This window comes from Cupriavidus sp. C1SS-2L (assembly GCF_057073735.1).
This window is the reverse complement of record NZ_CP172710.1, coordinates 243,295-268,474: the sequence shown is the minus strand read 5'-3', so window position 1 is coordinate 268,474 and position 25,180 is coordinate 243,295. Positions and strand designations below refer to the sequence as shown.

Sequence of the window (25,180 nt, the reverse complement as noted above, 5' to 3'; positions counted from 1 at the left end):
GCGTGTGCGGGGAAACCTCCTCGATGGTGGCGGGGGTGGGCCTGGCGCAGGGCCTATCCCCGCGAGGACGGGGGAAGTGGCTCTCCGGGTTGTCCCGCTTCTGTCCGCTTGGGCCTATCCCCCCGGGCACGTGGGAAGCGGCAAGCTACTGGTCAGCAATGACCCCATCACGGGCTTATCCCCGCGGGCACGGGGGGAGCATAAAGCCAGCGCTGGGTCCGACCTATGAGGCGGGCCTATCCCCGCGAGCACGGGGGAAGCTCGTTCATCATGACGTTCCCGTACCTGCATCAGGGCCCATCCCCGCGGGCATGGGGGAAGCCTTCTTGTCCGCGCACGGATCGAACGTGTACAGGGGCCTATCCCCGCGGGCACGGGGGAAACGGCAGGTCGAGCTGACGCACCAGAGTCCGCTTGGGCCTATCCCCGCGGGCACGGGGGGAAGCAAGGTCTACGACCGCTACGCCAAGGAACGCGGGGGCAACCTTTCCATCCTTGAAGTTGACCGCGTCGACATACGACCTATCCCCGCGTGTGCGGGCAATCCTCTGCACCGCGTTTGGTGACGGTGCACTGGTAGGGCCCATCCCCGCGTAAGCGGGGAAACCGATCTGCTCGACGGAGTGATCGGCGAAGCCGAAGGCCTATCCCCGTGGGCGCGGGAAATTGGAGATGTGGAAGCAGCTGGACTCAATCCCATCGGACTATCCCCGCGTACGCGGGGATAGCGTATTGGTGCGACGCGCGTCACCGGTAATGTCGGGCCTATCCCCGTGAGGACGGGGGAAGCTCAGCCAGGGCCGCGTTGATGTACTGCGCCGGGGGTCTATCCCCGCGTGCGCGGGGAACCTACGCCTGCCGCGATCCCGAGTGCGGCCGCACGGCCTATCGCTGAGTGTGCGGGAAGGGACGGGAAAAAACTTGCAGTGGAAGTGGTCATCTTCCCCTCACTGGGGCCTATCCCCGCGGGCACGGGGAAACTTCATCACCTAACCCATTGATATCAAACAAATACTGCGTATAAATCCGAATTTTTAAAGAGCCTAAGTCAAGCTTTATCGCGACGGGTTTGCCACATTTCGTCCGTTTCAATTAATTCTACGGGCGGAGTCCCTAAGTGAGCTAAACCTGTCCCGCTGGGCTCGTTGATGTCGCGCCAACTTTTCGAGGCCCAACCTACCTTTGAGCATCTGCCCCGCTCAACTCAGTGCGAAGCTGGTTTGAGCAGCAGCATGCCGAAGCCGAAAGCGCGGTGCCGACCAACGCCCCGGCGGATCAGTTGTGTGAAGGCTGCAGGATCATGGACTCTTAGTTGCCCCATGAACACGGCATCCGGCCCGCTCACCGCCCTGGTGCGGCGTGGCGTTCCGTCAACGCTCTGGGTTTGGCGGACCACATCACTAAGCTGAAAGCGCGTCATACACGCGCTAACTACCTGTGCGGCGTAGCCGGCGGCAAACTGCTTATCAAGCCACTGACGGTACACGGCTTCCCGGTCTAGGGGCTGCCTCCCCGCTTCCCCCAACTTCTCAACTGCCTGCAGGAAGGCATCGCGTTCCCGACCATCACGGCTGCCACGAACGATCGGCCGTACCCGCACCTCGAAGTCGAATCGCTGTCCTTCCGCCCATTGCTCCGGAAAACGCCTGGCGCTCAGGCCTGGACTACGTGGCGTTGCGTCCAGGCCCAACGCCGCCGCAATGTCAGGGGCTGCAAATGCAGCTTGCTGCTGCAACTGTTCCAGCTCCGCTGTTGCATAGCCAAGCAGGCCGCGCTGGGCTCCGAGGTAGGAAAACGGCTGGGGCGCGTGCTGGCCGAACGCCGAACGCAACAGCGCGTGTATTGCGTATCCAAGGTCGCCCTGCTGACCAAGGTAGCCCTGTCTTGCCGCCCATGCGGTCAGCCGTGGCACATCGGGCTGGCAATGCATCAGGGTGATTGTCATGGATGTTCCCCTTTCATTCGATGAGCCCCTCGCGCACTGGCCGCCAGCCACCGTGTACACCGCTGGTCCAGTTCCGCTCGTCGCAGATATCGAGCAAGCGGTCGCCCTCGCTCAATCGACCCTCGCCCTCGGGCCATTGCAGCCGAAAATGACGCCCGGCGACCGTCGTCTCATTTGGCAGCAATGCACCGAGCACGTTATCCGCGTCGACCCAGCCGGCAACGAGCCGTCCTGTCGGCAGACACGGCTTGCGGCCAATAAACAATGGGCGCATCGGCCTGTCCAGCGCACGCGCTACGTCGTCGAGGGTGGGCGACTCATCGACCGGCTCTAGGCGAATGGCGAGCAGCGCATCGAGATCCGCGTGATACCTGCGATAGCGCAAATGAGGCCCTTCATAGGTGCCAGCGCCCCCGCGCCGCTCCTCAACACTGCCCCACGTGGTCCAGCCTTTGTCGTTGGCGCCCAGCTGTGCAGTCTGAAAGTCGGTGATCCGCTGCCCGGGATTGTCCAGTCGCGTCCCCAAACGCAGCCGAGCTTGCAGCCGGTCGTGCGCGGCCACATCCCCCCGATCCCACCCCAAGGCATTGGCTACCAGGCCCGTCACCATCGACAGCGCGGGAAAATCGCGGATGACACCATGGTTGTCGATGGTTTCACCACCAAACGCGATCAATGGCGCCCGCAGCCGAATCAGCAAATGGCGCGCCATTCTTTATTCCCCCTGCGCGATCCGCGCTTGCAGCCATTGCGCCAAGTCGGCCAAGGACAGCCGCTCGCCTTGCGGCACGTTCACGTCGTCCAATGCCAAATACCGCCGCTGAAGGGGCGCACCGTAGGCCGCGTCCAGTTTGGCCACTTCGTCACCGAGGCGCTTCACCGCTGCGTGGCGAATATTCTCCGCGTTCAGCGGCAAGGCGTTCTGAAAGGCTCCAGCGAGACTGCGAGGCTGCCAGTCACCAGTCTCAACGAGGATGAACTTCGCCCAGTCAAAGGGTGCGGTAGACCCGCGTTTGGCACCCGGGCTCACTGTCGCGATGAGATGCAGCAGGTGATGTACGACTCGGCTTGCCAGCTCGCGTCGTTCCGTGGGTGCCGTGAAGCATTCCTTAATGTCGATGCCCTCCAAATTCGCCACCAGTTGCGGTACGTCCACTACGACATACCCGTAGTACAACCCGGAGGCCAGTTCCGTGTCGAAGATGCCCGCAGAGCCCTGTTCGCCCGATTCGTGTAGCAGGTCATCTACGACCGTGAAGTAGTCGTTTTCCACCTGCGCCTCATGCACGGTGAACGCGTGACCAACATAGACAGCCGCCTCGCGGCTCGCCAGCACATCCGACGTGACCATGCGGCCGAACAAGGCCGATTCCAGGCCGCTGCCATGCTGCAGAGCCTCAATGTTCTTCTTCTCATCCTTCAGGAAGCCGGCGACCGCCGCCTTCAAGTCCTTCTCCTCGGCGTGGTCCTGAATCAAGCGCAGGGTGCGCTGGACCAGATACTCGATCTCCGCCTTGCCCAAGAGAACGGCTTGACCCGTCTTTAGGGCTTCGTCCCCTTTTCTTTCCTTGTCCGTCCTGTCAAGTAGCTTTCCACTGCGCAAGGCTTCTACGGCAGCAAGTGCCGAAGCTTCGCTGGCACCTCGTTCCACCAGCGTTTGCCGAATGTGATCCAGCGTGTAGCGCGAGCGAATCGCCATCGGCACGCCGAGGCTCGCCAAGGAGTGGTGGTCATCCGCTACGCGCCAATGGCGCTTCAGGCATTGCGACGAGATGCGCGTGCGTACGGCGTCTCCCAACGGCAAGCGCTTGGCAAGGCCGGCATCATCACGATTGATCAACGCCCCCGGGTAGTTATGCAGGGTATGGATTTGAACAAACCGGGGAACCGACATGGACTCTCCTTGTTGAATTCGGGTACTTAGTTGGTGGACGAACGGGCCTGTGCTGAGAAGTACCGGCCAGCAATTCGCAGACGTATTTCCTCCGCCTCTTCCTGTGAGCGGGCATTCACGCTGGCCTCCGCCATGACGAGGCGCCCCAGCTCGACCCAGTTGGGCGCAACAGACTTGCTGGCCATCAGCCGCACGATGCGCGGCAGCAGCTGTGCGAATGCATCGCCTCGGGCCGTGAGGAGCTTAGTGACGCGTGATTCCGCCACGCCCGCGCGAGACAGTTGCTCGCCCAGCGAGGTGCGACCATCGTGTCCTGCCAGGGCCATACCGCTAGCTACCATCGCCCAGCGCTGCCAAAGCACCGACCCCCACGATTCGGGCGTCAGGCCCGCCGCAACCGCGGTGCGCGACAGGGCCGCCAACTGGTGCGGCAGAATCTCCCGGGGATCCAGCCGCGCGAGAGCGGCTCGCTCGCCGAGCCGTGCACCGGCGATATACCTCGCCATGGCAGGAAACGGCGACGAAGGCTTGGTCGCAATGGCGCCATCGCCCTCACTATCGATCGTGGTCGGCGTGCTCATAGGTCGACTCCCTGTTTTTGTTCGTTGGCCCCTTGGGCCGCTAGCTGGCGGAAATGATTGGCGATGACTGGCAGTGGCGACGAAGGCCCACGCAGCGCGCCGTGGAAGCGATTCAAGGCAGCTGCTTGCGCCCGATAACGCTGCATGCCGCTACGTGGCCCTGCGTTGAATGCCTCACGCAAGACGGCTTCGCATCGGGCTGCCAGACCCAGAAGCCAATTGAGGTACTCCGCTTCCGGTTCCTCAGCCTCGACTTCGCGCGCAAGGTCATCAAAGAATCTCGGATCCTCGTTACGTTCGACGGCCCGGACAAAATTCGAGGCACGGTCCTTCACGCTATCGCTGGCGTTCGACGAGGCCTCTCCGTTGTCGAACAGCAAGCACAAGGCCCCCCAGACCAGCTTGCGCATTTCGCCAATCGCTTCTACCCGCCGCTGAGATAGCTTGGCGAGCAGGTCGGCCTGGCCTGCGCGAATCAAGGATCGCATCCTGGGGGAGATCGGTATGCGGCGTTCGTGATAGCCCTCGGTTTTGCCTTGTCCCCGCGCAACGGCCTGAGCGAGCATAACCAAGCCTGTGCTGCCGTCGTCCACCGACACTTGCTGTGCAACCGGCCTTCGATACTTACTGCCAAATAGCAGCTCGGAAGCGAGCTTGTAGTGGAACCCCGCCCCCGAAACAGTGAACGCCTTCGCGTCCACCGCATCCACCGGGGTCCAGGCGTCGCCCGTCATGCCGTTGCGTTCCTTGGCCGAAATGCGCGCCACCTTGCTGCCGGTCGCCTTCGCCATGAGCTTGCCATCGACAACGAGCAGGCGTACACGGCGGCAGATCTCGATATAGTGAGGATCGAGGGAGGCAAATGACAGGCTCGTGGCGCCGTCCCAAGGCATCAGCCACACCAGTGCCACGCCGCCCTCCGCCTGAAGCCCCATGGCCTCGGCCGTATCCGACCTGGTCGCAAGCAGTAGGCGCACGTCCCGAATCCAACGACAGCCCCATCCGCCCTTAGGCACGACGCCCAACGCTGGCCGGCTGGCAAATCCACCATTCATGCGAGATATGCCGTAGTTGCCCGCCCCAAGGAAGCCCTCCTGCGACTGCAGGCTGACTAGAGCGAACAACCAATCGTCCGGCTGTGCCCGGCGTACCCGAGCAGGCTTCAGATCGTGCCCTTTCGAAGTCACCAGCATGTCCAACTCATCTGCAGCATACAGCGCGTTCTTCCAGCTCTGCACGTCGTTGGAAGGTACGGGCGCCTGCAACAGCGCCGGTCGATCCGCCGGCGTGACCAAGCACCATGCCGCCCCATCGACATGCTCCGGAGTCAGCGCAAGCAAGGTATGTCGCCATTCATCCGGAGCCGAGAATGGCTCGCTGACACCAGCACCATGCATGGCAATGGCGGCGAGTTGCACCAGAAACGCATGCCATGGGTGGCGTTGATGAGGCCGTAAGGCAGGGAAGTCGCGAACCTCGTCGGCCAACAGGGCAACGAACAGGCCGGGTAGGCTTGTGCTGACGGTCTGTGCATCCGACACGCGTCGGTAGCGAATCAGGGCTTCGTCAAGCAACGAATACGCCAGAGTCATGCAAATCCTCCTGCAAGGTGAGTCGTCCTCGCGCGATTGATGATGCGCAACGCAATGTCATGAATCGCTTGCACTACGCAGGCGTTCCAGTCCGAAACGGTAGTATCGGAAACGCGCCGTCCCGAGTGTGAATTCAAAACCGCCGTTGCCGGGCAAGATATCGGTCGGCTTGACATCGATGGCGAGGCCGGTCGGAAGCTGATGGTTTCGGATCGCCAATTGGCGAACCTCTTGGGCAAACGGCCCCATGAGCGGGACTGCGAAATCCACCAGGCGGTCAGCCGCCCCCAGCCGGGTGGCCACCTTTTCATCCGTCGGGAAGCTCAGGTCTTCGAATGGCTCGGAAAACGGCAGAGTCTGCAGCCGCCCAACACTGCGCTTGGCGCCAGTGTCTCCATCGATTTCCTGCCCCAGCTTGCGCCAGGCGTCGCCCAACTCGGATTCGAGGCAAGCAAGGCGGTCGGGGTGGGTCGCCAACTCGACGAGGAGGCGGTTGTCTGAGGGAATCACACGCGCAGGTTGTGCGCACACCAGTTGGCGCGTGGCCTCCAGAATGCGCAAGTCAGGGTACACTCCGCCCCGCTCGCCGTTTCTCAATCGCATTAGCCCGAGTCCTTGGCGGGCGCGCGTGAGCAACGGCTCCAGCCTGCCCCCCTCCGGAGTCAGCACGTAAGCCCGGGCTTGTCGATAGTGCGTCGGGCGTTCGCTCTCTGGTCGCTCATGCCGGTGCAATCGCCCGACGCGCTGCAGCAGCACATCCATCGGGCAGAGGTCGGTAATCAACAGGTCAGCATCCAGATCCAGGCTTTGCTCCAACGTCTGGGTACCGATCACGATCCGTCCGCCGACATGCTCACGCTGCTTTCCGATCCAAGCGGTCACTTTACGATCAAGCAGTGGGCGATCCTGGCGGCTGAAACGGCTGTGATGCAGCGTGCTAACGCCGTTGACTCTGAACAGATATTCTTCAGCCGGTGTGCCCTTAACCAAAGATTCCAAGGCGAGCAGCGTAGCAACCGCGGAGGGCACGGTATTGCGGATGACGAGCACGCGGGCACCGTGTTTGGCTGCGTCCAGAGCCTGAGCGGCAATGCGTTCGGGCGCGTCAATAATATCCAGCGCATGCCAGTACACCGTCTTTTGCCGTGAGGTGCCAGGGACTGTATTAAGGTGCGGGCCGTCGCTCAGTGCAGGGTATGGCAGTTTACAGGCCGCCTCCAGGTCGGGAGGCAGGACTGGCGCACTGCCAGGCTTATGCAATAAGGCCTGATAGCGGGCGCGGGCAACGGAGCCCAGGGTGGCAGACAATAACAAGGCATGTCCGCCCAGACGCAGGTGAGCGGCAAGCAGTTTCTCCAGCAGGACCCCCATATAGGCGTCTGACGCATGAACTTCGTCGACCACCAGCAAGCCGCGGGACAGCAGTGCATGGCGCAGGTGAGCGTGACGAACCTGCAGTGCACCCAGCAAGGCTTGGTCGATCGTGCCAACCGTCAGCGTCGCAGCCAGATAACGCTTGGGTGATTCAGCCACCCAGCGCTTATGGGCCTCGCGTTCGTCCGGATCGTCAGCCCACAGCACCTGGAAGTGGGGCAGGCATTCCTTGCCGTGGCCGTCAGCAGCTTCGTATCCCGGTAAGGCGCGAACAACCGTGGGGGCGTCGTCTGGCCACAACCTCTGGGTGAACTCGAGCAGGCGGGTGTAGAGCTGCGTCGCCGCGACGCGGGTAGGCAGCGCGAAGTAGAGGCTGTCTACCAACCCTGCACGGAACAGCTGCGTGAAGCGCCACAAGGCCGCCTCGGTTTTGCCGCTCCCGGTTTCCGATTCGAGAATCACCAAGGGCCCCAGATCCAGCGAGGCAGCCTCCGCTTGAATGGGCCGGGGATTGGCCACGCAGAACGCTTGGCTGAAGCTGGGGTTGCGGGCGATGAGCCGATCGCGCAGGCCATCGACATTCAGGTGAATGGCCGCCACCGCATTCTTTGCATATGTCGCCACGGTAGTCAGGCGATCTTCTCCGGCCGCGCTGTATCTGAAGAAACGCGTGTCGGATCCAAGCCAATCGGCCAGCTGCACCAGTCCGGCGAAGAGATGACCAAAGGCTGGGCAACTTGGTAGACCGGGAGCACTACCGGCAAAGGCCAGGGGATACATCTCTCGTACCACCGCGCCGATGCACTTCAGTATCGCTTCGGGACTGTAAAGCTCGGTACCGTCGCTCAGCCGCACAGGGCGCCAGATGCGGGGGTCCCCCGAAGGATTCTCGCCCACCGGCCGGCCATGATGACTGATGCTGGCCAACAGCAAGCCAAACACCGCATCGCCCCAAGCGGATATCGGCTCCAGGTCTAGGCTTTGTGCAAGTGATGGATCGCTGAGAACGTATAGTGCCTCAGCACTGTGTCCCGCGCTGACTGGCCAGTGCAATGGTTTCTCGGCGTCCGCCCAGCGCTTGCCTTGAAAGCCTGCATTGGCCTTGCCAAGATCGTGCAGAAAGGCCAGGGCAGCCAGTCGCTGGAGATCGGTGTCCGTTAGCGTTCGTTGTGCCGCCTGCTCCAACGCGCGACGGATACCGCGGCACTGGGCGAGTTCCCAGAAACAGGCCGCTACATCTGCCATATGATCGACTAACGGGTGCCAGCTGGACAATCTTCCCGTTCGATCTCGCTCAAGCTTGCCCCAGGCAAGATACATTTCCGGATGTCTGAAGAAGACGACCGGGCAATTATGCTATTAAAAGCACTTCATCCGCCACATCCATTTCGAGGCAACGCGGCAATCGCGGCGCGGTGAGATCTGCCACGTGCCGACAACCCGCTTCTCAGCGCGGGGGCGAGCACCCGCCTCGCCGTCACCACCTCGCGCGCATGCCCTAGCGATCGACACGTCGCGTGCGAGCGGCGTGTGCATGCGCGATCATCAGTCGATGCTCAGCCGGATCTGGTGGGGAGACCGCGCCAAACCGGGGGCCAGCGTCTTCAACCGGTTGTTCGCCGCACGCGCGCCTTCGGTAGTCGGCCGCGCAGGTGGTGTGACAATCTTCTTTGGTTGGGAAACGCCACGAGGTGCCTTAGATAACGGATCCGTCTTCGGGGCTGAGGGAACTGGAGCCATGGTAGCCCGCCCTGTGTTCGGGGCCTCCATTGGGGGAAAAACGCACTGGGCGCTCTCGCAAATCCGCTCGCCTTTGCACTGCATGTCATATTGGTATCCCACCGCGCCGGTGCGGGGCGTGCCCCCCGCAATCGCAATGTCGAGAAGCAAGCCTGGCGTTTTTATACTTGCCCTTTCGAAAGGCGGCGAGGCGACAACTATCCTGACATGGAGGGTAATGAAAATTACAAACTTCTTCCCAATTTCTCAAGCCTTTGAACATGAAGTTGGCACAGTTAATAGCTTCATGTGGGCGAGCTACGCAGGATTATGGAAAATACATTTTGAGGCCAATCGCCTAAATGATGCTGTGGCGGTAGATAATTGGAAGAAGGCTGAAGAATATCTTCTCGGAACTGTGCCTGGCGCCGGCGGGGTCGATCTTCAGGATATCGCCATTAATACGCCTTGGAATGAACATGAGATTACCTTCGAGCAGATGGTTCTAGTTCAAGCGGCCGTCATGTACGAGGACTGGGCAACAAACTTCTGCAAACTGATTACATCGAATATAGACCGCGCCAGCGAACTGCTCCAATTTCCATCGTCCCAGCCGCGTCCGGTATCGAAAAATCAACCTAAAACATGGGTCGATCTGAAGAATTTATTTGACGCCAACCCTTGTGTTCTATTGCAAAACGATTATCAACCAGCGTTGGTTTCTCGATATAACACCAATAATGTCGACGCACTACTGTTGTGGTATCGATTCTTCAAGGAATGTAGAAATGATTCTATTCATAACGGTGGCAGGCATTCAATAAGATCGGTTGATGCCTTTAGCAGAGCAGTAGTTTCCCCACTAAAATCAATCGGATTGAAACGCAACGTGCAATTTCCTTCCCCGCCGACCCAGGGTGACCCTATCAAACTAGGTCTTTCAAACGCTCTTTTGAGTTTCGGGGTGGTCAGAGATTTAGTGGACGCATTTGACGCATTATTGTGTCATTCGCCCGGAGCAGAAAATGACTTTAAATCGCAAATTCAGGTCGGTATACGCGTAGGAAAAAAGGGAAAGCCGCCTAGCGGCCGCCCAGGAAAACTTGAGTAGTATTTGCGTTCTGCGCTTCTCCACGCACGAGTTCCGCTGCCGAGCTCCCTCTCCGGGACAGAATTCTATCTTCGGCAACTAAAGATGATTCCGGTTTAAAGCGAACATCAGCGTCCATCTAATAACAGCCGCTAAAATTCTAATGAATCAAGAAATATACTTCTCGTTGATCCGACCCATCGAACCGCAGGCTGAGCTTTCAGATTTGCTCAATAGAACACACGACGACAGGTCGGCCATTATAAACGTGCACCTTATGTGCGAAAAATTACTGGAAGCATGGATTTGCGCTCACAGCGAAGACGACTCCTATTTTTATAAAAACAAGGGGATGACGTTTTTTAAAAAAATTGAAACAGCCAGAAAATTCTGCCTACCAGGACCCGCGGTTAATTTTCTAACTGATTTGAATCGAGCTAGAAATACGCTCGCCCATACGTTAAAAGTTAAAACGATGGAGCCCTGCTTTCCTGAAAAACTAGCGGCGCATATTGACGGATTTAACGGGCATGCGTTCGATCCAGCGGGCATCATCGTTCGCGGCCCCGGGACGCAAGTATTCGAACTGGCCAGTGCGAGCACTCCGAACCAAATAAAGCTATGTATTTTGTATTTTTCATTTCAAATGAAGCTTCATTTCTCGGTAGTCGACGAACCAAATTTGGGTGAGGATCCAAATGGTGTCACCCTTCAATTAGGAGTTCCCTTATCTTCATAGCTCTGGCGGCGCGCCCCGCCTAGCATGGCCGTCAATCGTCCGAAAAGCAGGTTGTGCGCGTTCCGAGGCCGCCAGGCCATCTGCTGCCGTTTGACGAACCGCTTGCTGACCACCTGATTGACGGCCGACTCGACAAAACCTGAGGCAATGGGCTCCCCATGCCGATAGCGGTCACCGTAGTTCACGATGAAGTGTCGGTTGTTGTCGAGGTAGACAATGAACTCCTCGAGCTTGCCGAGAAGTTTGCGCTCCTCGGGGCTGGCCTCAGGGTCCAGATCCCAGCTCAGGCTTTCCAGGCGGCGCAACGCTGGAAAGGGGCAGCCGTGCCACAAGTGCCACTTGGCGCCATGCAGCGTCTTGATCAATGCGGTATTGCTGGGGCCATCGCTGTGTGCCGGCCGGCCCTTGATCATCTGTTCGAGATTCTGTACCCGCATGGCGATGTGGTCTCCCTTTGTTTTCACTGCAGTTTACCGTGCTAGCCACCCCCAGTAGTCATGCGGGTTTCCGGGCCGCCACGTAAGAAAAGCGCCAATAAATCAGTGGGTTGCTGTCTACCCCATCCCATTTGCTGCAGGCGGCATATTCTCATGCTGAATGTTGCGACCACCTCTCATCGCGGCTACCCTCCGCAGTCCGTCTCACGCTTAGGAGAAGCGCGATGGATCACTGGCGGTTGGCCTACCTCGGGATGCGGCAGATCCCACAGGAACTCAGCGAGTTCGAGCTTGCCACGTTCTTCACCTACTCCCCCAAGGAGCGGGCACTGATTGATGCTAGGCGTAGTCCCTTGTATCGCTTGGCCGTTGCCGTACACATCGGCTTTATCCGCATGACGGGACGCACGCTTGATGCCTGCAAGCAAGTGCCCAGATTTCTCTGGGCGCATGTCGGTGCCCAGGTTGGTGTGACGCCACCGGATATGGGCACGCTCAACGCACTCTACGATGGGCGCACCGATACATTGTCAAATCACCAGATGCTGGCTTACCAAGTCCTCGGCTTCAGTCCGATGGCTGAGCACCAGCGCCGCTATGTCACGCGCTGGCTCAAGGAACGTTTGACGGGACAGCCGAGCCGCACCGAGCTGTTTCAAGAGCTGAAGCGCTGGCTGTATGAACATCGGATACTGATACCTCATGATCGCGCACTAAAAAGACTGATCAGCCAGGCCGTCGCCACGGCTGAGGCGGCGCTTGCTGTCGCTCTGGTGCGCGCCTACGGCGCCTCCGTGGACACGTGGGGCATATCACTTGCGCGCCCGCATGGCGATCACACGAGCCTGCAGCAATGGCTTTGGGCCGTCCCGTTGCGAACCTCGACCCACCAGATCGGGGAATTGTTCGACAAGGTCGAACTCCTTTACAAGATGGGCATCCACCGAAACTGGCCAGCGGCGTGTAACGAAGCGCTGATACGCTACTATGCCCGGCGCTGTGCCAATCGGCCGCCTTCAGTGAGCAAACGAGTCGCGCAGCAACCCCGCCGATTGGAAGCCGCTTGCTTTCTGCGTTACGCTTTATGCGCCGCCACGGATCATCTGGCGACCATGTTGCGACACTGGATTCAGAAGTCTGTCAATGACGTGCGGCGCCTGATTGAGGCTGGCCGACCGGACCCTGGCACCCAAATGCGAGAGTTCGCGACCGCGGTCAAAGCGCTGGCCGCGGATGAGACGCTAACCCGTGAAGCACTCTGCCAGCAGTTGTCGGCGCTGGCCGACGCGGCGCTCAACCGGCGAGCGCCCAGCCGTGCCAGCCTGATCCGCGCGCAACTCCTGTCGCGACACCGCCAAGCTCGAGCGTTGCTCGGCAGGTTGGTTCTGCTGCCATTCGCCGCCCTGTCAGCACACCCGGTGATTGAAGCGTTGGCAGTGCTCCAGGAACTCTACGCGCGGAAGTCCGATCATCTTCCCGACCCAATCACGATTCGACTTGGTCGCGCCTGGCAACCCGCTCTGGACGGAGAGGACCGACAGCGGGCCCTGGCCGCATTCGAGTGGGGTACGCTTTTCGCCCTGCGGGTGGCATTGCGCAATGGCTCAGTCTTCCTTGAGCACAGCTTTGCCTTCCGAAGCCAAGCGACCCTCTTGATCAGCGCCAGCGATTGGAAGGCCAAACGCAACCACTACTATGGCCATCTTAAGCTGTCACAGGATGCTCAGGCATTTCTGAAGCCTGTGATCGCGCATCTGGATGAAAGCCTCGCCAGGCTCCGGGACGCTGTCGTGTGTGGGGAGCTCATGATTGACAATGCGATCCACATCGACCCCTTGGTAGCAAGCGCTACGCCCGCGAATGTGAAGACATTGCGAGGCGCACTGTTCGAGCGGCATCCAAACGGTCAGTTGCCTGAGATCCTGCTCGAGATCGACAGCGCCACGCACTTTAGTTGGCTCTTGCTGGGAAGGGAGCCTCATTCCCGCGGCGAATTGCTATTGGTCTACGCAGCGATACTCGCGCACGGCACATCGATGTCAGCTGCGGATCTTGCCCGAATGGTGCCGGAGTTGTCGCCTCTCGCGATCCGGCAGATGATGCATCGCGTTGCGGACGAGCGGAAACTGCGCCACGCGGCTGAAGCCGTGCTGACCTTCATGCATCAGCACGAGATTGCCCAGGATTGGGGGCGCTCCGATCTGGCCTCGTCAGACATGATGTCGTTGGAAACGACACGCTCTGTCTGGAAAGCACGGGCCGACCCACGCCGGCGGACTGCTTCGATCGGGATGTACACTCACGTTCGCGATCGGTGGGGCATCTTCTATGACCAGCCCATCTTGCTCAATGAGCGCCAAGCCGGCGCAGCGATCGAGGGCGTGATTCGACAAGGAGGTTCGGAAGACGTCGCGCAACTTGCTGTGGATACGCACGGCTTCACAGATTTTGCGATGAGTCTGTCACGGATGTTGGGCTTCGATCTCTGTCCACGACTGTCCCACCTGCGCGACAGACGTCTCCATGTTCCCAGGCATCATAATGTGCCTGGCGAATTGGCTGCGGTCACCGATGCAGATGTTCGACTGAGCCTCATTGAGTCCGCTTGGGACGAGTTGGTGCGGATTGCAACGTCCGTGCAAAGCGGGCAATGCACTGCAGTCCAGGCACTTTCGCGCTTTGGGGTGGCGGCGCGCGGACAGCCAGTGTATGAGGCCGGCATGCATCTCGGACGGTTGTTTCGTACGATCTTCCTGATCGACTATTTCACGAATACCGCATTTCGCCATGAGATGCAGCACGTGCTGAACCGCGGTGAAGCCGTGCACATTCTCCAGCGGGCGATTCATTCCGGCAAGATACCGATCGAGCTGGCGCGCCATGATGCGTCGCTGGCGGCAGTGTCATCGGCCTTGACCTTGCTATCCAATTCAGTCATGGCTTGGAATACGATGCACATGCAACGCAGCTGGGACATCCTCGAGAGGATCAACAGCGAGACGACTCGATCTGAGGACCTTCGGCATATCGGTCCCACACATCTCGAGGGAATCAATCTGCGGGGCACTTTTGAGTTTCCCATCGCGCGCTACGCGCATCGGCTCATGCCCACCGCGGCGTTCCAGTCGGACTCGCCGTCGCAGTGGCGTACGGCATAACCATTTTGCGTTGAAAGCGGCTCAGCGGTCTGCACAGAAGACCTGAGACCTCTGGGTCCGCGATAGCCGCACCAGGCGGCATACATCTCCCGACCGGCGAGCACTTGGCGTCATCCGTTCGTCGGCTCCGACTCGGCTTTTTCGGAGGCTTACCGCCCTTCCCCTACCGTCACGCCCATGCTGCAACCGGTATCTGTGGATGAGGGAATAGACCAGTCAGCAAGTGATTGATTTTATGTGGATTTCTTGTTGGCACCAGCCGGAAACCCGCATGAATGCTTGGGCCTGCTACCCCGGCAAATTGCATCGAAAACAAAGGGATACCGGAAGACACTTCCAGCACCTTGGACGACTACCGTGACCGTTACCAGCGACTCACTGGCAGGTCGCTACGCGATTGCCCCGTCTGCAACAAGGGGCACATGGTATGCATCGAAACGTTTCTGCCCGGTGCACTGCCGCGTGCGCCGCCCCCAAACCATGTTCACTGATCCGCTGGCATTACCCTCGACCACGTTTCCCGTCATTCCTGCTGGCAACGCGCCAGGGCTTGCGCCATCCAGTCCTTGCTCGGTGCCAATGTTCCGCAAGCTGCCCAGTTCATCTCGCCATGTCGACGCTTGCACCGTCCATTGCACGATCGCCTTCGTCACGTCACCGCAGTCCCGTGCCCGGCTGACGCGTGTGGAGCGCGCTGGATCATCGCAGCGACCATTCAATGTCCATAGACGCTAGCGTCCGTGGAGCGATTTAGCACAAACGGTTTTTTAGTCACCGGTCGCGGGCTGCTCTCCCCAGGTGCTAATCACGCGCACGCGGCCGCGACCGCTAACCAAAAAACCCTCTGCTTTATGCGCTGCAGCGCATAAGGGCGTATCCCGGCACGCCCCCTAATGCGCGTTCTGCGCGACGAAGTGCAGTGCCGCGTCGATCGTGGACAACTTTTGGTGCATGTAGGTCAATGGCTGTATGAGCCACCCGGCGATCATCGCGATTGGGATGTCGAGATCCCCACGCACGACGGAATGGTCACGAAGGCGACACCACCCCTCGGCCCGCGCGGCCGTGCTACGTCGACTGGCAACGCTTCCCATGTCGACCTCAACGCGTCAGCGCCGATATTTTTCGACCAGACGGAGCTGGCCGTCTTCCGATGCTGATGTCGTGCTGCCCGTACGGCCGCATCGCCATACTGCACGAGCCGTTGGTCATAATAAGACTACCCAACCATCCCGAACGACCAGAAGGACCATTCGAGGGTCAGGTTCGCAAACTGAGTGCCTGTGAGCTACCTATTTCACTATGCTCAATACGCGTACGCTCATTGCGCATGCCCAAAACGGCGACGGCGCAGGCTGCTACGACCATCGGCACCGCCAGCGCCAGGAAAATCTGTCCGAGTCCCCATCCCCAGCCCATCATGGTTGCGCCGATAAAGCCGCTGGCAATGGCGCCCAAGCGGCCGAAGCCATGCATCCAGCTGATCCCTGTCGAGCGAGCCGCTGTTGGGAATGACATGGCCGAGAGCGCCTGCAAGCCAGTCATCGATCCGTGGAAGAAGCACCCCAAGGCAAACATCAATACGCACAAGGCACCGAAATCTCTTGGTGCGACGCTGAGGGAGGCGAGGAATGCGCCAGCGATCAGAAACGTCGGTACCAGTACCCAGTGCGGACGTACGCGATCCATGATCGCACCGATACAGATCGATCCAATCGGACCGCCGAGCGTGATCAGGGTCGTAATGACCACGCCCTGCCCGAGGGTGAAACCGGCGTCCTTGGCAATGACTGGCAGCCAGTTGACCATTACGTACGTGGCGCACACGCCCATGAAATACGCGACGCACAACAAAAATGTCCCCATGGCATAGGCTTTTGTGAACAAGATGGCGACAGATCCCTTTGATTGATCAACGGGCGTTGGAATCCAAAACGTGGCATCCGAGAGGACGCTCGAGCCTCTGTCGATTTTGCGGAGAATTTTAGGAATGGCAGCAAGGCGCTTTCCTTTAAGCGTGAGAAACGCCACCGATTCAGGCAGCCAAATAGCTAGGACAAGGGCCAATACGATCGGGAGTAGCCCGCCGATTGCGATCATGACTCGCCATCCAAACGCCTGGAGTAGCCACGCCGCAATCAGGCCGGCAACGGCAGCCCCGCCAGTAAAGCCGCTGTAGACGATCGTTACGATTAACGAACGTTTCCGCACGGGTACATACTCGGAAATGAGCGTAACAGCATTCGGCAATGCCGCGCCGAGGCCGAGGCCTGTCAAGATCCGCAAGGTGATCAACGTATTGACGTCTGTCGCCTGAGAGGAAATCAGAGTCAGCACCCCGAACCAGAACACGCTGGCGGTCAAAATGAGCTTGCGACCGTAGCGGTCGCCAATTGGGCCTGCAATGAGGGCGCCGACTGCTACGCCGAAGAAGACCGCCCCCAAGATTGAGCCCATTTGCGACTTTGTAATGCCCCAGGTGCGAATGATTTCCGGTGCAGCGAAGCCCATGATCGCGACATCCATTCCATCAAATGCAACGACCAGAAAAACCAGAATAATAATGAATATCTGATAGCGCCCAACCGGACGCTCATCAATAAACGAAACGACATTAATTTTTTGCTTATCCGACATTGTTGTCTCCGTATTTTTTCGTGTAATTGCAGCGTGGATCGCGCCGTGATACGGCTTAAATAATTGAGCGCCCCCCGTCGATGAGCAGGGTTTGGCCAGATATGTACGATCCGGCTGGCGACGCCAACAAAATCGCGGCGCCAACGATGTCGTCTGGTTCGGCGATGCGGTTAGAGGGAGATTTGGCGGCCATCGCTTTTACGGCGTCTGGGGTGCTCAACATGACTTGCGAGAACGCCGTGCGCACCATCGATGGGGCCAAGGCGTTGGCGCGAATGTTCCATTGCCCCCATTCGGCCGCGATGCTGCGTACCACGCCGTTCAGCGCGGCCTTAGCCGCACCATAGGCGCCAAGAGCCGGACTGGCGCGTTCTGATGCGATACTGGACGTCATGAGAACGCTCCCGTAACGGCGTTCCGCCATCTCTGGCAAGAATTGACGGATCAACACCAAGTTATTTCGCACTGTTGTGAGGAGCAAAGAGTCCAGTAGATCAATATCGGTTTCGGCAATTGGCCCGACCGGGACCGGACCTGCCGCATGGCAAACGATAATATCGACATGACCGAAGGCGCGCTTAGACTCTTCAGAGAAATTCTTGACGTTGTCGAGATTGGTGATGTCGCAGGGGATACCCTTAACGTCGAAACCCTCACTTGCCAATAACGACGCTGCCGAGTCGGTGTCCGACTGAAGATGGCTTGATACGACGACTTGCGCACCGCATTGGGCCAAGCCCCGAGCAATTGCCAAGCCCATTCCAGAAGTGGATCCGGTCACTACTGCAACTCGTCCAGTAAGGTCAAAACCCTTGTAATTCATAGTTTTTCTCCATGTCTCCGTTAAAGTAAATGAGAATTTGCAGGATGGAATCGGAAAATTCTGTTGAATATTGAGCAGGAAACTTGCGCACCCAGATCTGGATAATCGATCTGGTGGGGCAGGCTCCGTTCAAATGTTATTGCGCCAATACGCCGCCATCAACGGGAAGGATGTGGCCGGTAACCATGTTCGATGCGGCAGTAGCAAGAAACAATACTGGCCCGGTCATGTCCGCAGGTTCGCACAGTCGTCCTAGCGGTGTCAGCGCTTCGAATTTCGCAACCACATCCGGCTGACTTGTGAGCGCTTCGGTCATTGGAGTGCGAATAATGCTCGGCGCTACAGCGTTGACGCGGATGTTGTAGGGCGCCCATTCGACAGCCCACGAACGGGTCATGTTGACCACCGCGCCTTTAGTAGCCTGGTAGACAATATTCGGATACCAACCGCCGGAAATACCAAGTATCGATGCGGTGTTGACGATTCGCCCGCCACCGCCATCGCGCATGTGCCGCGCGGCGGCCCTGGCGCAAAGAAACATGCCGGTCATGTTTACTGTTACAACCGCATTCCAATCCGCGATCGTCAAATCAAACGAGGTGTTGCGCCGATTGATACCTGCGTTGTTGAATAGCACGTCGATTCGACCGTGTTGGCGGGCGACGTCCTCCATGACGCTTTCGATCGCTTCTTCATTGGACACGTCCGCAACCGCATGTTGTGCCATCGAGCCTATCTCGTTGGCCACCTGTTCTGCCGCCGCGCCGTTTGTATCTAGTACAACGACCCGGGCACCCGCGCCAGCAAACGTGTGTGCGAGGGCCTTGCCAATACCGCTACCGCCACCAGTAACGACGGCGACCTGGCCAGTAAGGCGAAAATCGGGGAATGGATGAGGCATGTGAATTCCTTCTGTTGATCAAGTGAGGTACTGGGGCAAGGCAACCCGTCACGATCGTGGCGCTGAGCGCTTCTTCCCGCTTCTAGCGCGCCAATCACCGTGCGCCTCGACCACCCGCTCCAGCAACTCCTGCATGTGCGCTCCTTGCAGGGCTTGCGTGGCGCATTAACGGCCCTTGAATTCGAGCGGCGGACGCGGTGTGCCGGCCTTCAGGGCCTTGATGGCCGAAGCAAGCCCGTCCTTCACGTCCTCTGTCTCGAACAAGGGCATGGCAACGTTGAACATCACATCGTCGGCCGCCTGGACACCGCCGTTGGCCCAGGCCCGCAGCAAGGCCTTGTGGGCGGCGTGGGCGCGCGTCGGGCCGTGCACGAAATTTCCGGCGAACGCGTGCGCCTCTGCAAGCAGCCCGGCATCAGCGACGACGCGGTTGATCACGCCGAAGCGCTCCATCGTTGCGGCGGGGACGCGCTCGGAAGTCAGTGCCCATTCCATGGCACGTGCGCGTCCTGCGCGTTCGGCGACGCGGTAGATGCCCCCCAGCAGGGTCACTAAGGCAAGCGACTGTTCCGGATGGCAGAACGTGGCGCTTTCGGCGGCAAAGATGACATCGGCGCGCAACGCCAGCTCAAAACCACCGCCGGCGCACAAGCCGTGCACCACCGCGATGACAGGCAAGGGCAGGCGTTCGAAGCGATTGAAGACGTCCATGTAACCCTCGAAGCGCGCACGCAACTGGCGGGGGGTGTCGTCGGGCCACGGCATGATGTCGCCGCCAAAGCTGAAGTTATCGCCTTCAGCGCGCACCAGCACGACGCGTGCGTCGCTGCGTTCGATCGCGTTGATAGCTGCGGCCAGTTCGTCAACCATCCGGTCGCCGATACGGTTTTGCGGCGAGCGATCGAGAATGATCGTGGCAATGCCATGCTCGATGGTATGGGTGAGATGAGACATGTCGGGCTCCTTCGTTGTTGCAAGTTGGTTACGCGAGGTGCTCCTTGAACCAGTCCAGTGCGGCGGCACTGGACTGATCGAACCTTGCGACGTACGGATCGAAGTGGCCACCGGGGATCGTCACGAGGCGCTTCGGCTCAAGGGCCCGCTCGTAGGCCGCCAGCTCGAGATCGGTCAGCGTGATCGTGTCTTGGAGCGCGACGATCATCAGCAGCGGCGTGGGAGACACGCGCGCAATCCACGCGCCCGGTTCGTACATGCGCGCAGCACGCGTAGAGCGCACGGTGACGCTGTTCTCCCAGGCACCGTCAGGCACGGGCTGCAGATAGAACTCGATGGCGTCCTTGGCGCGGTACGAAGCAGGGACGGCCGGATCGGCGCTGACGATCGTCTGCCGGCGCGGCGGCTCGCCGCGCGCCTGCGCGCGTTCGTCCGCCGAGAAGGCCTCCTCGATGGCGGCGACGGCGTCGGGCGGAATGCGGCGCAGTCCTTGCTCGAAGCCGCTGATCGTCGGCACCTGCGTGACTACTGCGCGCAAGCGGCGTTCAGTTGCGCCAAGCACGAGTGCGTGGCCGCCGGAATAGCTCGTGCCCCACAAGCCGATGCGCTTCGGATCGACGACGTCCTGGTGTTCGAGGAAGCTGATCGCGCGCCGCCAATCGGCGATCTGACGCCATGGGTCGATATCCTGGCGCGGCGTGCCGTCGCTGGCGCCGAAGTTGCGGTGGTCATGCAGGAGAACGACAAAGCCGTTTGAGGCGAATTTCTCGGCGAATCGCTCCAAGCCGTGCTCCTTCACGCCTGCGTAGCCATGCGCCATGGTGATGGCGGGATGGGGCCCGGTGCCGCCGGCTGGTACATAGAGCCAGCCGCGCAGCGTGACGCCGCCCTCGGCTTCGAATGCGATATCGGTACGTTGAAACATGGGAGTTCTCCTTGTAGAAAGATTTCAGGCGACGCCGTAAAAGTGACTTGCGTCGACCTTGCCTTGCAGATGGCGACCGAGTCCCGCGGAAAATTTCCGGCCGCCATCAAGCGGCCAGCGATGAATCGCTACGTGCACGATCTCGCTCGACGCCAAGTCAATCACCCGGTCGCTCAAGCGTGAAGAGCTGTCCCGCGCCGATTTCGAAGTAGTCGGCCGGCCCACCCCCGCGCAGGATCGGGCGCGCCTGCGCAGTCTGGTAAACGCCGTTCGTGATGAGCTGCCGGTCAATGTGGATCGCTACTGCTTCGCCTAACACCAGCCACGCCGGGAGCGCCGCGCCGGCCTGCGCCTCAAGCTGCACGATCTGGGTGACCACGCACTCGAACTGCACCGGGCTAGCCGCAACGCGCGCTGGCCGCACCTTGGCGGAGGGCAGCGTCTCCAGCTTGGCCAACTCGAACTCATCGACGTGCGCGGGCACCATTGCCGCAGAGGCGTTCATCGCCTCGACAAGCGGTCGCGTAGCTAGGTTCCACACAAACTCGCCGGTGTCACGCGCGTTGGCGAGCGAGTCCTTCGCACCAAGCGAGCAAAAGCCGACGATCGGAGGCTTGTAGCTGAACAGGTTGAAGAAGCTGTAGGGCGCAAGGTTGCGCACGCCGTCGCTAGAGATTGTGCTGATCCACCCAATCGGTCGCGGAGCAACGATGGCGTTGAGCGGATCATGACGCAGGGCATGCCCCCGTGCCGGTTCGTAGAAGTGCCAGTCGGTCATAGCTCTAACTCTTTGTGGACGGGCGCAAGGACTGCAGACTCCAAGACTCCGGCTCGGTTCTGCTGCACAAAGGGCCGGAGCGTTGGCACTTTCCAATCGCGAGTTCCGTCCAGGGAATGGCTTCGGATCGAAGCCTCGTGGTCCCACGCCTGAGAAACGAACGAGACTTCCGTTTCCCGCCAATTCAGCGCCCTAACTTCAAGAACAGGGCAGGCGCGTCCTTCTTACTTGTTCACCCAAGGCATGGAAAGGTCGATATCAGAGACCAGCTTTCCGCCTCCAAAGCTCATGTTTTCCAAGGGAATGGCATACATCATCAAGCTGATATCGTCTTTGCTGACGCCAACCTTTTCTACTGCGTATCGGGTAACCAACTCCGCGAGCTTGCGTTTCTGCTCCACGGTCCTGCTCGTACCGAACGTCACCGTTACGACCATGCGCTTATCGGATCTCTCCATGGCAGGAAAGGTCGGATGAATGAAGAATTCATCGTCCCTGTGCTCACTGATGATGACGAAGCGGTCATCCATAGGCGTATCCATGGCTTCATGAAGAGCGAGATTCAAGGCATCCGCCAGGGCCCGCTTTTCTTCGCTAGAGAACCTTTTAGCTGGAATGTGAGCGTGAAATGTTGGCATGAGTGCTTCCTTGGTTGTGTTGTTCAGGTCAAATGAGGCGATGAAGTTGGATGTTTTCCCGGCTTAGCTAAAAAAGTCCTGACCGAGTGTTCCTTCGAGTCGCCCCTTAAGGCCAGATGAGAATTCACGAACGACGGGAAACGGGCTTTGGAAGAGCTTGATGTTGTTGATGAGACCAGACTCATTCCGAGTGATGATGGTGGTGCCGGCGACCGGCTTGCCACCGTGGATGGCATCCCACTCAAGGTAAGTCTTCGCACCGTCAACCGTCTCCGCAGTGAACACGAAGTGTTCGTACATCGTGCTCGTCGCGGCAAAGAACGCCCCGATGAGTGTCGGGCCGACCACAGCCTTGCTGAGGGCTGAAGTCTGAAGGCTGGCGTCAGCGGTGAACGACGCCGCGAATTCGCTGGTTCCTTTTTTCTTGACGATTTCCATCCATGCCGTTGCCGGTGTCTTGGTGTCAGTAGTCATTGCATTCTCCAATCTGGTGTCTAGGTCTTCGTTGAGGGCGTGCGTGCTACTTCTCGAGGTGCCCAATGAGAAACTCGCCGGCTCTCTGCAGCGCGTCGTGGGCCTGAGGCAATGAGGCTGTCTGAATGTGCCAGACGTGCAGCATCTCGGGCCAGACCTCGAGGTACGACTTGCCGCCGGCCGCGCGCACCTTCCGGTCAATTTCAAGGGCGTCGTCGAGAAGTACTTCGTCGCTTCCAACATGGATGAGCAGTGGAGGAAAGCCGCGCATGTCGGCGAACATCGGTGAGATGCGCGGATCCTTCAAATCGTGGTTGCCAGCGTAAGCCTCGACCATCGCCCGCATCGCGCTCGCGTTGACCATTGGGTCGCGGTCGGCCAACTGCGCTAGCGAGGGCAGCGTGAGCGTTAAGTCTGCCCATGGGCTAATGAGTAGCGCTGCTCGTGCGTCCTTGTGGCCCTTCGAGGATGCGTAGGCAAGGACGTTGAGAGCCATGCCGCCGCCACTGGAATCTCCGGTCACGGCAAACGGCTTGCCAAGCGCACGCACTGCTTCGTAGCCGCGGATGGACTCGTCGTAGGAAGCAGGGAATGGGTGCTCGGGCGCCCAGGAGTGGTCCAGGACGATAACCTGGGACTTAGCCGCTCGAGACAACTCACCGAGCATGCCCAGATGCGAGGCAGGAGAGCCAGCCACCCAGCCGCCACCGTGGAAATGGAGAATCATACGGTCTTTGGACGCATCGGGAGCCGTAATCGCCACCGCGGCTATGCCACCGAGTTGGGTCGGCTCGACGGTTAGGTCAGCCGCCGGCGGGTTTGCTTGTGAAATTGCCTCCATGACGACGCGGAGCGTCTCGATCGTGCTTACGGGATGCGCAATGTTGAAGGCGAACATCGCTTCGCGGAGCTTGCGGGCGGAGGAGGAATCGTAGGCCATGGTTCACCTCACTTTAGGTTGAGGAAAGTTGCCGGTACCCAGTCGTAGCCAGTGCCGGTGTCGGCCTTTCGAATACGGCCCAGGCCGGGGAACGGCATGTGGGCTGCGGCAATCATCGTCTTGTTCGCGGCGAGTTTCACCAGAAGGTCTTCACGGGTTTTGATGGCCGTCGCGCCGTCCGAGTCGAAGGCGATGCCGATTTCCGGGTGCGGCATCTGGACGGCGAGGACGTGAGCGGTGTCACCCCAGACCAGCAACGACTGACCCTTTGAGGAAATCATGTAGCCAGTGTGACCGGGCGTATGGCCGGGAATGGCATACGGTGCGATGCCGGAGACGATTTCGTCCATGCCTTCGTACGGCTTCCATTTGCCGGCAGCGATGTAAGGCGCGGCGGCATCCTGTGCCACCGTGAAGAAGATTTTTGCTTCTTCCGGGGCCTTGGCCATGATTTCCTTCGACAGCCAGAAGTCGGCGTCGGCCTTCTTCATCATCACGGTCGCGTTCGGGAAGACGCGTTTCCCGTTTTTGTAGATTCCGCCAGCATGGTCAGCGTGAAGATGCGTCAGCAGCACCAGGTCAACCTGCTCCGGCTTGTAGCCAGAGGCCTTCAAGTTCTGCACGAGCTTGCCCAGCGTGGGGCCGCCCCAGTGGCCGCCTGCACCAGTATCGATGAGAACGAGCTTGGACCCGGTGTTGACGAGGTAGCCTTGGACGGAGGCCGAGACAGTCTTGGGATCGTTTTGGAAGGAGCGCGCCAGGAGGGACTGGATGAGCGCCGGATCGCCATGCAGGATGCTGGAGTCAACGCTGCCGCTGCCGTCATGGAGAGCGGTGACTTCATAGTCACCAATCATCGTGCGATAGAAGCCCGCAACCTGCTTGTGCTGCATCGGCGCTGCTGCTTGGGCCGGGGCTACAGCAACGAAGGTGCCAGCGAATGCTAACGATACCGCGAGAACGGCACGCGAAGTGATGGTGGAGAATTTCATAGTGTTTCCTAACGATTTGCCAAGATCTCTACAGCACTTGCATTGTGCAAGTGGTTGCATAATATGCCCGCCAATTGCATAATGCAAGTGGAAATTCAGGAGAAGACTTTGTCCCAAACAAGACGATCGGGCTGCCCGATCAACTTGACGCTTGAGCAGATGGGCGACCGCTGGAGCCTGATCGTTATCCGCGATGTCATGTTCGAGAACAGGCGCAGCTATGGCGCTCTGCTGGAGCAAAACAAGGAAGGCATCGCCTCGAACATCCTCGCAAGCCGGCTGAAGCACTTGACCGCGTCTGGCCTGCTGACACGATCTCCGGATCCGAATCATCGGCAGAAAGGCATCTACAGCCTCACGGAAGCGGCCATACAGCTTGTACCTCTGCTCGCATGTATGGCTGTCTGGGGCCTTCGGCATACGCATCCGGAGGCGTCTTTGCGCTCGGAACTGCTGGAAAAGGGCGGCCCTTCACTTTGGAGTGCCCTTATGGATGAACTACGTTACCTGCATCTCGGTGCACCGCGTCCGGCACGCTCAGTGTTGAGCGAGCTCGGGGCTGGCTACGAGAAGGCAATCACTAGTTAGT

At 59.6% G+C, this 25,180-nt stretch carries 20 protein-coding genes and 2 pseudogenes; 5 read left to right on the top strand and 17 right to left on the bottom strand.

From position 1 onward, the window contains the following. Positions 1-1,204 precede the first annotated feature (1,204 nt). Genes cas6e through cas3 form a run of 6 tightly spaced genes read right to left on the bottom strand, consistent with a single transcriptional unit; the run spans position 1,205 to position 8,706 of the window. Positions 1,205-1,945 carry a type I-E CRISPR-associated protein Cas6/Cse3/CasE gene (gene cas6e, locus ACIGJG_RS31945; protein WP_483674078.1) on the bottom strand — a complete coding sequence of 247 codons (741 nt, stop codon included), beginning with the start codon at positions 1,943-1,945 and terminating at the stop codon, positions 1,205-1,207. Positions 1,946-1,958: 13 nt separating this feature from the next. Beyond that, entirely contained in the window at positions 1,959-2,657 is a 699-nt protein-coding gene (gene cas5e / locus ACIGJG_RS31940; protein ID WP_483674077.1) for a type I-E CRISPR-associated protein Cas5/CasD, read from the bottom strand. A 3-nt stretch (positions 2,658-2,660) separates the two neighbouring features. Next, positions 2,661-3,839 (bottom strand): type I-E CRISPR-associated protein Cas7/Cse4/CasC, encoded by a 1,179-nt coding sequence (cas7e, locus tag ACIGJG_RS31935; protein WP_483674076.1) that lies wholly within the window; start codon positions 3,837-3,839, stop codon positions 2,661-2,663. Positions 3,840-3,865: 26 nt separating this feature from the next. Then, the gene (locus tag ACIGJG_RS31930; protein WP_483674075.1) at positions 3,866-4,420 is read right to left on the bottom strand and encodes a type I-E CRISPR-associated protein Cse2/CasB; all 555 of its coding nucleotides are present in this window, start codon (positions 4,418-4,420) and stop codon (positions 3,866-3,868) included. Beyond that, the gene (locus ACIGJG_RS31925) at positions 4,417-6,012 is read right to left on the bottom strand and encodes a type I-E CRISPR-associated protein Cse1/CasA (RefSeq protein ID WP_483674074.1); all 1,596 of its coding nucleotides are present in this window, start codon (positions 6,010-6,012) and stop codon (positions 4,417-4,419) included. Before ACIGJG_RS31925 ends, ACIGJG_RS31930 begins: the two co-directional genes overlap by 4 nt. A 57-nt stretch (positions 6,013-6,069) precedes the next feature. Next, the gene (gene cas3, locus ACIGJG_RS31920) at positions 6,070-8,706 is read right to left on the bottom strand and encodes a CRISPR-associated helicase Cas3' (RefSeq protein ID WP_483674073.1); all 2,637 of its coding nucleotides are present in this window, start codon (positions 8,704-8,706) and stop codon (positions 6,070-6,072) included. A gap of 214 nt (positions 8,707-8,920) precedes the next feature. On the opposite strand from cas3, the gene ACIGJG_RS31915 reads away from it, so the two are divergent. Both ACIGJG_RS31915 and ACIGJG_RS31910 read left to right on the top strand, forming a co-directional pair. Further along, on the top strand, positions 8,921-10,216 hold the full coding sequence (locus ACIGJG_RS31915; protein WP_483674072.1) for a hypothetical protein: 1,296 nt from the start codon (positions 8,921-8,923) through the stop codon (positions 10,214-10,216). Between the two features lie 142 nt (positions 10,217-10,358). Beyond that, the gene (locus tag ACIGJG_RS31910) at positions 10,359-10,934 is read left to right on the top strand and encodes a hypothetical protein (RefSeq protein ID WP_483674071.1); all 576 of its coding nucleotides are present in this window, start codon (positions 10,359-10,361) and stop codon (positions 10,932-10,934) included. Here the strand turns inward: ACIGJG_RS31910 and ACIGJG_RS31905 are convergent. Then, positions 10,907-11,380 (bottom strand): annotated as a pseudogene (locus ACIGJG_RS31905) (ISKra4-like element ISBte1 family transposase); the annotation flags it as partial. The gene ACIGJG_RS31910 and the pseudogene ACIGJG_RS31905 sit on opposite strands and share 28 nt — an antisense overlap. Before the next feature lie 215 nt (positions 11,381-11,595). Between ACIGJG_RS31905 and ACIGJG_RS31900 the strand changes: the two are divergent. Together ACIGJG_RS31900 and ACIGJG_RS31895 are read left to right on the top strand one after the other, a co-directional pair. After that, the gene (locus ACIGJG_RS31900; protein ID WP_483674070.1) at positions 11,596-14,529 is read left to right on the top strand and encodes a Tn3 family transposase; all 2,934 of its coding nucleotides are present in this window, start codon (positions 11,596-11,598) and stop codon (positions 14,527-14,529) included. Positions 14,530-14,876: 347 nt separating this feature from the next. Next, positions 14,877-15,020, top strand: a pseudogene (locus tag ACIGJG_RS31895) (IS91 family transposase); the annotation flags it as partial. A 769-nt stretch (positions 15,021-15,789) separates the two neighbouring features. Here the strand turns inward: ACIGJG_RS31895 and ACIGJG_RS31890 are convergent. From ACIGJG_RS31890 to ACIGJG_RS31845, 10 genes are all read right to left on the bottom strand, one after another. Further along, positions 15,790-17,166 (bottom strand): MFS transporter, encoded by a 1,377-nt coding sequence (locus tag ACIGJG_RS31890; protein ID WP_483674069.1) that lies wholly within the window; start codon positions 17,164-17,166, stop codon positions 15,790-15,792. Between the two features lie 55 nt (positions 17,167-17,221). Then, positions 17,222-17,989 carry an SDR family NAD(P)-dependent oxidoreductase gene (locus tag ACIGJG_RS31885; protein WP_483674068.1) on the bottom strand — a complete coding sequence of 256 codons (768 nt, stop codon included), beginning with the start codon at positions 17,987-17,989 and terminating at the stop codon, positions 17,222-17,224. Between the two features lie 136 nt (positions 17,990-18,125). After that, positions 18,126-18,890 carry an SDR family NAD(P)-dependent oxidoreductase gene (locus ACIGJG_RS31880; RefSeq protein ID WP_483674067.1) on the bottom strand — a complete coding sequence of 255 codons (765 nt, stop codon included), beginning with the start codon at positions 18,888-18,890 and terminating at the stop codon, positions 18,126-18,128. A gap of 165 nt (positions 18,891-19,055) precedes the next feature. Beyond that, positions 19,056-19,844 carry an enoyl-CoA hydratase/isomerase family protein gene (locus tag ACIGJG_RS31875; RefSeq protein ID WP_483674066.1) on the bottom strand — a complete coding sequence of 263 codons (789 nt, stop codon included), beginning with the start codon at positions 19,842-19,844 and terminating at the stop codon, positions 19,056-19,058. Positions 19,845-19,872: 28 nt separating this feature from the next. Next, positions 19,873-20,769, bottom strand: coding sequence for an alpha/beta hydrolase (locus tag ACIGJG_RS31870; protein WP_011295809.1), 897 nt, complete (start codon positions 20,767-20,769; stop codon positions 19,873-19,875). A 157-nt stretch (positions 20,770-20,926) separates the two neighbouring features. Continuing rightward, on the bottom strand, positions 20,927-21,547 hold the full coding sequence (locus tag ACIGJG_RS31865; RefSeq protein WP_483674065.1) for a flavin reductase family protein: 621 nt from the start codon (positions 21,545-21,547) through the stop codon (positions 20,927-20,929). Positions 21,548-21,771: 224 nt separating this feature from the next. Then, the gene (locus ACIGJG_RS31860) at positions 21,772-22,185 is read right to left on the bottom strand and encodes a tautomerase family protein (RefSeq protein ID WP_011295811.1); all 414 of its coding nucleotides are present in this window, start codon (positions 22,183-22,185) and stop codon (positions 21,772-21,774) included. A 63-nt stretch (positions 22,186-22,248) separates the two neighbouring features. After that, positions 22,249-22,659: a hypothetical protein gene (locus tag ACIGJG_RS31855; RefSeq protein WP_011295812.1), complete on the bottom strand. Its 411-nt coding sequence runs from the start codon at positions 22,657-22,659 to the stop codon at positions 22,249-22,251. Between the two features lie 46 nt (positions 22,660-22,705). Next, the gene (locus ACIGJG_RS31850) at positions 22,706-23,599 is read right to left on the bottom strand and encodes an alpha/beta hydrolase (RefSeq protein ID WP_483674064.1); all 894 of its coding nucleotides are present in this window, start codon (positions 23,597-23,599) and stop codon (positions 22,706-22,708) included. Between the two features lie 8 nt (positions 23,600-23,607). Continuing rightward, positions 23,608-24,591: an MBL fold metallo-hydrolase gene (locus ACIGJG_RS31845; RefSeq protein ID WP_011295814.1), complete on the bottom strand. Its 984-nt coding sequence runs from the start codon at positions 24,589-24,591 to the stop codon at positions 23,608-23,610. An 81-nt stretch (positions 24,592-24,672) separates the two neighbouring features. Between ACIGJG_RS31845 and ACIGJG_RS31840 the strand changes: the two genes are divergently transcribed. After that, on the top strand, positions 24,673-25,179 hold the full coding sequence (locus tag ACIGJG_RS31840; RefSeq protein WP_041680731.1) for a winged helix-turn-helix transcriptional regulator: 507 nt from the start codon (positions 24,673-24,675) through the stop codon (positions 25,177-25,179). The last annotated feature ends 1 nt before the right edge of the window (position 25,180 follow it).